The sequence below is a fragment of the Dietzia sp. SLG310A2-38A2 genome, from assembly GCF_014145095.1.
Taxonomy (GTDB): domain Bacteria; phylum Actinomycetota; class Actinomycetes; order Mycobacteriales; family Mycobacteriaceae; genus Dietzia.
Map to the genome: position 1 here is coordinate 1 of NZ_JAALDX010000113.1, position 2934 is coordinate 2934.

Annotated in this window: 3 protein-coding genes and 1 pseudogene; 2 read left to right on the forward strand and 2 right to left on the reverse strand. The window is 64.9% G+C overall.

All coding sequences use genetic code 11. From position 1 onward, the window contains the following. Window positions 1-304, reverse strand: a 304-nt coding sequence (locus G6027_RS04335) for a DNA-binding protein (RefSeq protein ID WP_346995628.1), incomplete at its 3' end; no start/stop codon positions are given. A gap of 387 nt (window positions 305-691) precedes the next feature. Beyond that, window positions 692-1402 carry a TetR/AcrR family transcriptional regulator gene (locus G6027_RS04340; RefSeq protein ID WP_146776291.1) on the reverse strand — a complete coding sequence of 237 codons (711 nt, stop codon included), beginning with the start codon at window positions 1400-1402 and terminating at the stop codon, window positions 692-694. 310 nt (window positions 1403-1712) lie between these two features. Between G6027_RS04340 and G6027_RS04345 the strand changes: the two genes are divergently transcribed. Together G6027_RS04345 and G6027_RS04350 are read left to right on the forward strand one after the other, a co-directional pair. Beyond that, window positions 1713-2033: a 2Fe-2S iron-sulfur cluster-binding protein gene (locus G6027_RS04345; RefSeq protein WP_182635722.1), complete on the forward strand. Its 321-nt coding sequence runs from the start codon at window positions 1713-1715 to the stop codon at window positions 2031-2033. A 40-nt stretch (window positions 2034-2073) separates the two neighbouring features. Further along, a pseudogene (locus G6027_RS04350) lies at window positions 2074-2934 on the forward strand (cytochrome P450); the annotation flags it as partial.

The window sequence follows — 2934 nt, forward strand, 5'->3', positions numbered from 1 at the left end:
GGGCGTCTGCTTCGCCAGTGCGGGCTGCATCCAGCGCCACGGCGGTCGCCTCGTCCGCCTGCTCCGCGGCCCGCTTCCACGCCGCGGCCCACACCGACTGCACCATCGCCGACATCGCCTCCGACAGATCCGGAGCCTCGGGCACGTCCCCAGCAGCGCCGGTGGCGTGTTCACGCATCCACGCGGCCACCTCACCGATGCGCACCCCCGCTTCACGCTGCACGCTGCGCACGGTGACCTTGTCCCCTCGCGCGACGAGCACCCCATAGGCCCTGGCGATCTTCTCCGACGTCGACATAGCCATCTCCCCTCCGATCGGTAACGGGTAACCGGAAACGTTTTCCGTTACCTATGTTACCCGCCTGTGGCGTCCGGCGGGATAGTGCTCGCCCGGATATCGCCGGCGAGCGGGCGCTGCGGCGGGTCGTCGGCGCCCAGGGCCCAGGCGACGACCCGAAGGCGATTCTGCCCAGAGGGAGGGGAGCGCCGGCTATCGGCGGTCAGGTTGTAGGTATCCAAGACGGCGGCCAGGGCGGTGTTGCCCGCCGGCGGGGCCACGGTAATCCCGGTGATTCCTCGTTCCCACAGCGACACCGGGATGTGGGAGCCCAGGTACGTGACTGGCGGTCGTGTGGCCAGTGAGTGGTGGTCGCTCGTGAGCGGGCTGTCGGGTGGGGCCGTGGGTGCGCGCTTACCAGTTCTTGGTGGGGTCCATGACGCGGGCGCGCGAGTGGCCGCGGATGCGGAAGCTGGGGTGGGCGAGTCCCTCGTTGACGAGGCGGCGGCCGACGTCGAGGGTGGCGGCGAGTTGATCGTCGGTGAGTGCCATGCGGTCATTGCGCAGGGTCAGGGAGACGACGCCGTTCCATGCGCCCCAGAGGAAGAGCGCGGTTTCTTTCGGCGGGTAGTCGGGCGAGGCCTCGCCCGTGGCGATGGCGCTTTCGAGGTGTGCTTGGAACCGGCCGAGGATCTCGTCGAGGCGGTCGCCGACTTGTTGGCTCAGCTCGTGGGCGCTGGCGGAGAGGCCGGAACCGTGGCCGTCGAAGGCGAGGAAGCGGAACGACCCGCGGTGGTCCAGGTAGAACCGCAGGTACACGTCGCTGGCGGCGATGACCTGCTCGAGGGGCGAGTACTCGGGACGGAGGGCCTCGTCGAGGTAGGTGCTGAACCGGGTCAGCGCGCGGTCGGCGAGGGCGAGCAGGATGCCGTCCTTGCTGCCGAAGTACTTGTAGAGCGCGCCCACTGACATGTCCGAGTCCTCGGCGATCTGCTCCATCCGGACGTTGCGCTGCCCGGAGACGAACGCCCGCTCGGCGGCGTCGAGGATGCGCTCGCAGTTCTGCGCGCGGCGCTTAACCATCCGGGGGCTGCGCCGCGGGGGCGCGCTTGCCGACTCGGTCACCTCCCGGATGCTACCGGGTCGAGGCCCCCCCGGCCCGTGAACGAGATTCACTAGGGAATATTCGTTGACAAAGTGGGTCGGGCGTTCCAGACTGGGTCACGAACGTGGCCGACGTCACAGTGGCGTCGAGGACGGCCACTCCACCGAGAAGAGGCGCGCCGACCCACGTAGAGACGGACGCACGAGGCGCCCGCCGCGGCCGTCTGAGCCCAGGGAAAGAAGCGTGACAAGAAGGCCACTGAGCCTGCGCTGACCAACGGAAAACTCAACGGGCCAAAGGACGTCAAATACTACGTATCAGGAGTTCACTATGGCAGTTGTAACCTTTGTCTCCCACGACGGCGAGGAGCACGAGGTGCCCTTGGAGGAGGGGCAGTCACTCATGCGGATCGCCGTCAACAACGCGGTGCCCGGAATCGACGCCGATTGCGGAGGCGAAGCCGCGTGCGGCACGTGTCATGTCATCGTTGATCCGCAATGGTCCGACGTGGTGGGCCTCTCGGGAGCAAGTGAAGAAGAGATGCTCTCAATGAACCCCGAACGGCTGCCGACCTCCCGACTGTCGTGCCAGATGACCGCGTCCGCGGATTGGGACGGCCTGGTCGTCCAGGTGCCAGAGTTCCAGATGTAACGACGTTCCAGATGTAACGACGAAAGACAAGGTGAGACACGTGAAGGTTTCCGATACGATCGGCGACAAGGTTCAGTCGGCCATCCCGATGGATCTTCAGATCCGGGGCGCCCATCTGTACGACAGGACTCGGCGCTGGGTGACAAGGACGAATGGGAAGAAGCTCTTCGTAGAGAAGCCCATCCCCCCCGTCGAGGACGTCGAACTCGCCGACATCGACCTCAGTAATCCCTTTCTCTATCGCCAAGGCCGCTGGCAGTCCTACTATGAGCGCCTGCGAAACGAGGCTCCGGTCCACTTTCAGCCCAACAGTGCGTTCGGGCCGTTCTGGTCAGTGACCCGACATGAAGACATCATCGCGGTCGATAAGAACCATGAGGTCTTCTCCGCCGAGCCGATGATAGTGATCGGGGCCCCGCCTCGTTTTCTCGATATCGAGATGTTCATCGCGATGGACCCACCGCGCCACGACGTGCAGCGAGCAGCTGTGCAGGGGGTGGTCGCGCCGAAGAACCTGCGTGAGATGGAGACGCTCATTCGGTCTCGGGTTCGCGAGGTACTAGACGACTTGCCGGTGAATCAGCCTTTCGATTGGGTGCAGACCGTCTCGATCGAATTGACAGCTCGGATGCTCGCGACGCTCTTGGACTTCCCTTACGAGGAACGTCGCAAACTCGTGTACTGGTCAGATATGGCGACGTCGTTCGAGGAGGCCAACGGTGGTCCCGCGGACCTCGACGAGACGTTCGACGGGATGCGCGACATGGCGAGCGGTCTGAGTTCTCTGTGGTACGACAAGAAGGCCCGGACAGAAGCCGGGGAGGAACCCGGCTTCGATCTGATCACCATGTTGCAGAGCAACGAGAACACCAAGGACCTGATCGACCGTCCGATGGAGTTC

What these genes read in the sequence shown, in the direction of transcription:
- G6027_RS04345 (WP_182635722.1), top strand. Translation starts at nt 1,713, where the DNA reads ATGGCAGTTGTAACCTTTGTCTCCCACGACGGCGAGGAGCACGAGGTG.